The organism is Streptomyces sp. NPDC030840 (assembly GCF_055572015.1).
The window spans coordinates 81,922-86,226 of sequence record NZ_JBVIEE010000037.1; the positions used below are offsets into that span (position 1 = coordinate 81,922).

A 4,305-nucleotide genomic window follows, 5' to 3' on the forward strand; every position below is an offset into this window, starting at 1 on the left:
AGGCACCCGCCCACACTCCCGGGGGGAGAGACGCGCCCGTTCACAGACAGAGCCCGGCAGACGAGAGGCACCCGCCCACACTCCCGGGGGGAGAGACGCACCCGCCCACACTCCGGAGGGAGAGACGCACCCGCCCACACCCCCGGAGGGAGAGACGCACCCGCCCCCGAGCCGGAGGCCTCAGCAGGGCCTCTTCCGCAGCTCCATCACGTAATCGTGCGGCGCCCCCGCCGACTCCGCGGCGTCGGCGATCTCGCCCAGGTAGCGGGCCGAGGGCAGCCCGCCCTCGTAGCCGTTGAGGACGTACGTCCAGGCCTGTTCCTGGCCCTCCAGGGTCTGGACGTGGACCCGCATGCGGCGGTAGACGTCCAGGCTCACGCCCTCCCAGCGGTCCATGGAGGCCTCGTCCATGGGGGCGATGTCGTACAGGGCGACGAAGACCTGGGAGTCCGGGGCCTCGACGATCGTCGGCAGGGCGCCCTCCCAGCCCATGTGCTCGCCGCCGAAGGTCAGCCGCCACCCGTTCAGCCAGCCGGTGGCGCGCAGCGGCGAGTGCGGTGCGCGGCGGGACATCAGCCGCGCGTCGAGATTGCCGGCGTACGCGGCGTAGAGCGACATGGACCGAGGGTACGGCAGCCACGCCGCGCGCCCCCCGCGTCACACGGGTGTCTCCCGCCCCCGAGGAAGTGCTCCTTCGGGGCGTGCGGGACAATGGGGTACGTGACTCGGATCGTGATCATAGGTGGCGGACCCGGCGGATACGAGGCGGCCCTGGTGGCCGCCCAGCTCGGTGCGGAGGTGACCGTCGTCGACTGCGACGGCCTCGGCGGCGCGTCGGTGCTCACCGACTGCGTGCCGTCGAAGACGCTCATCGCCACCGCCGAGGTGATGACCACCTTCGACTCCTCCTACGAGGAGCTGGGCATCATCGTCGCCGACGACACTCCGCACATCGACACGCCCGCGCGTGTCGTCGGTGTGGATCTCGGCAAGGTCAACCGGCGTGTGAAGCGGCTCGCGCTCGCCCAGTCGCACGACATCACGGCGTCCGTGACGCGCGCCGGCGCGCGGGTCATGCGCGGGCGCGGGCGGTTGGAGGGGCAGCAGGCCCTCGACGGGTCCCGGAAGGTCGTGGTGCGGGCCGCCGACGGCAGCGAGGAGACGCTCACCGCCGACGCCGTGCTGATCGCCACCGGCGGGCACCCGCGCGAGCTGCCGGACGCCCAGCCCGACGGTGAGCGCATCCTCAACTGGACGCAGGTGTACGACCTCGACGAGCTGCCCGAGGAACTGATCGTGGTCGGGTCCGGTGTCACCGGTGCCGAGTTCGCGGGCGCCTACCAGGCGCTCGGGTCGCGCGTCACCCTCGTGTCCAGCCGGGACCGTGTGCTGCCGGGTGAGGACCCGGACGCCGCGGCCGTGCTGGAGGACGTGTTCCGGCGGCGCGGCATGAACGTCCTGGCCCGCTCCCGCGCCCAGTCCGCCAAGCGCGTGGGTGACCGCGTCGAGGTCACGCTCGCCGACGGCCGTGTCATCAGCGGCTCGCACTGCCTGATGGCCGTGGGCGCCATCCCCAACAGCGCGGGCATGGGCCTGGAGGAGGCCGGCGTCAAGCTGCGCGAGTCCGGGCACATCTGGACCGACAAGGTCTCCAGGACCTCCGCTCCCGGCGTGTACGCGGCCGGTGACGTGACCGGGGTGTTCGCGCTCGCGTCGGTGGCCGCGATGCAGGGACGTATCGCCATGTACCACTTCCTGGGCGACGCGGTGGCCCCGCTGAACCTGAAGACGGTCTCGTCCAACGTCTTCACCGACCCCGAGATCGCGACCGTCGGCTACACGCAGGCCGACGTGGACGCCGGGCTCATCGACGCGCGGGGCGTGAAGCTGCCGCTGCTGCGCAACCCGCGCGCCAAGATGCAGGGCATCCGGGACGGCTTCGTGAAGATCTTCTGCCGGCCCGGCACCGGGATCGTCGTCGGTGGCGTCGTCGTCGCTCCGCGCGCATCGGAACTGATCCACCCCATCTCGATCGCGGTCGACAACAACCTGACCGTCGAACAGATCGCGAACGCCTTCACCGTGTACCCGTCCCTGTCGGGCTCGATCGCCGAGGTGGCACGGCAGTTGCACACCCGGAAGTCCGGCGGCGAGGTCTGAGAGCGGGGTGCCGACTCCCCGCCGGTCGCGGGGAGTTGTCAGGGTTCGGGGCTGATGGGGCGGTCCGGATCGGGCCCATATACCACCTCGCGCACCACCATGCGAACAACTTCTGCTATTCGGCGCAAACTGCTGAAAGCAGACGGTCGCCCGCGTTACTGTCAGTTTCGTGTTCGCTGCAGAACGTCGCCAATTGATCCTCGAAATGGTGCGAGCGAACGGGGCCGTGTCGCTCCGTGAGCTCGCCCGCGTCGTCCAGACCTCCGAAGTGACCGTACGGCGGGACGTGCGCGCACTGGAGGCAGAAGGACTCCTCGACCGCCGGCACGGCGGTGCGGTATTGCCGGGCGGGTTCACGCGGGAGTCCGGCTTTCCGCAGAAGTCTCATCTCGCGACCGCCGAGAAGACGGCCATCGCCGACCTCGCCGCGAGCTTCGTCGAAGAGGGCGAGGCCATCGTGGTGGGGGCGGGGACGACCACGCAGGAGCTGGCACGCCGGCTCGCGCGGGTCCCCGGGCTGACCGTCGTCACCAACTCGCTGCTGGTGGCCCAGGCGTTGGCCCACGCCAACCGTGTGGAGGTCGTGATGACCGGCGGCACTCTGCGCGGCTCCAACTACGCCCTGGTCGGCTCCGGAGCGGAGCAGTCCCTCCAGGGGCTGCGGGTCTCGCGGGCCTTCCTCTCCGGGAGCGGACTGACCGCCGAGCGGGGGCTCTCCACGTCCAACATGCTGTCGGCGTCCGTCGATCGCGCGCTCGTCCAGGCGGCCGCCGAGGTCGTCGTCCTCGCCGACCACACCAAGCTCGGCACGGACACGATGTTCCAGACCGTGCCGACGGACGTGATCACCCGGCTGGTGACCGACGAGCCGCCCGCTCACGACGACCGCGCGGCCACCGAGCTCCAGGCGCTCGCGGACCAGGGGGTCCAGATCGCGGTCGCCGGGACCTCGGGAAACGCCGGAGGTGAACCCGCACCGCCGCCCGGGCGGCGCCGGGACATGCCGCTGCCCGGCCCGCGCCGCCAGGTCCCCGGCGCCGGTCCGCTGCTCCGCTCGGCCGCGGTCCCGGGCGAGCAGTCCCCCGCTGCCGAACGGGCGAGGGTGGCCGACCTCCGCCGCCGCTGACGATCGCCGCCGACGTCTCTCCGTTACGGCTTCAGGCCCCGGACGGTGAGAGTGAGGAGGCGGTCGGCCAGACCGGGGTCGGTGGGGGTTTCCTCCGCCGCGAGGGCGATCGCGTGCGTCAGCTGGAGCAGGTCGCCGATCGAGACCCCGGGACGCACGGCGCCCGCCTCCTGCGCACGGGCGAGCAGCGCGCTGCCCGCCTCACGGATCGGACCGCCGCACCGGGCGAGTTCCGATGCGCCGTCACCGTCGTACGAGGCGGAGTACGACACGGTCATGAGCGCCCGCGACAGCCCGCGGTACTCGCCCGCGTGCCTGATGATGTCGCGCAGCCACGTCACGAGGGCGGCGCACGGCTGAGGGTCGTCGAGCAACTCGCGCGAGCGGGCGAGGAGTTGTCCGACGGCGTCCTCGAAGACCGCGCTCATCAGGGCGTACCGGTTCGGGAAGTGGCGGTAGAGGGTGCCGATACCGACACCCGCGCGCTTCGCCACGTCCTCCAGGGACGCGTCCGTACCGTGCGCCGCGAAGGCGGCGCGCGCCTCGGTGAGCAGCCGCTCATGGTTGCGACGCGCGTCGGCCCGCATCGGGCGCGGGGACGCTCCGCTCGCCATGGCCGTCACCTGCTCTCGCCGTGGGTGGTTCGCCTCGGGTGTGTACGGGGTCGGGGGCGCGGTTGTCGGGCATCTGCGGGTTTGTGTGGCTGGTCGCGCCACGCGGCGGAGCCGCAATCGACACAGCCCCGCGTCCCTTCCTCCGGCTCGCGGGCGGGCGCGTCTCGTCTGCCGGGTTCCTGTCAGGGGGGCGGGTGCGGGTTGTTTGTGGCTGGTCGCGCAGTTCCCCGCGCCCCTTAAGGGGCGCGTCCCCGCAGGTTGTCGGGTACCTGCGGCGCCGTGGTGGCTGGTGCGCCTACGCGTTTGTTCATGGGTCGGGGGCGCGCCGCGAGGTCTCCGTCCTCGGTCCGGCGGGGCTGTGGGTGCGTCATGTGCTCGGTGGCGGACGCCGGCCGCTGCGGGCGG

4 protein-coding genes are annotated in these 4,305 nt (G+C 72.2%); 2 read left to right on the plus strand and 2 right to left on the minus strand.

Annotated features, from left to right (window positions below; all coding sequences use genetic code 11):
• Window positions 1-180: 180 nt before the first annotated feature.
• Entirely contained in the window at window positions 181-618 is a 438-nt protein-coding gene (locus ACZ49J_RS43555) for a gamma-glutamylcyclotransferase family protein (protein ID WP_467456733.1), read from the minus strand.
• A gap of 93 nt (window positions 619-711) precedes the next feature.
• Here ACZ49J_RS43555 and ACZ49J_RS43560 point away from each other — a divergent pair, with 93 nt between their 5' ends.
• A complete protein-coding gene (locus ACZ49J_RS43560) occupies window positions 712-2,160 on the plus strand; it encodes an NAD(P)H-quinone dehydrogenase (protein ID WP_467456731.1) in 1,449 nt (482 codons plus the stop codon).
• Between the two features lie 169 nt (window positions 2,161-2,329).
• Window positions 2,330-3,286, plus strand: coding sequence for a DeoR/GlpR family DNA-binding transcription regulator (locus ACZ49J_RS43565; protein WP_467456729.1), 957 nt, complete (start codon window positions 2,330-2,332; stop codon window positions 3,284-3,286).
• Between the two features lie 23 nt (window positions 3,287-3,309).
• Here ACZ49J_RS43565 and ACZ49J_RS43570 read toward each other — a convergent pair whose 3' ends face one another.
• The gene (locus ACZ49J_RS43570) at window positions 3,310-3,873 is read right to left on the minus strand and encodes a TetR/AcrR family transcriptional regulator (RefSeq protein WP_467456836.1); all 564 of its coding nucleotides are present in this window, start codon (window positions 3,871-3,873) and stop codon (window positions 3,310-3,312) included.
• Window positions 3,874-4,305 lie beyond the last annotated feature (432 nt).

What these genes read in the sequence shown, in the direction of transcription:
- ACZ49J_RS43560 (WP_467456731.1), top strand. Translation starts at nt 712, where the DNA reads ATGGGGTACGTGACTCGGATCGTGATCATAGGTGGCGGACCCGGCGGA.
- ACZ49J_RS43555 (WP_467456733.1), bottom strand. Translation starts at nt 618, where the DNA reads ATGTCGCTCTACGCCGCGTACGCCGGCAATCTCGACGCGCGGCTGATG.
- ACZ49J_RS43570 (WP_467456836.1), bottom strand. Translation starts at nt 3,873, where the DNA reads ATGCGGGCCGACGCGCGTCGCAACCATGAGCGGCTGCTCACCGAGGCG.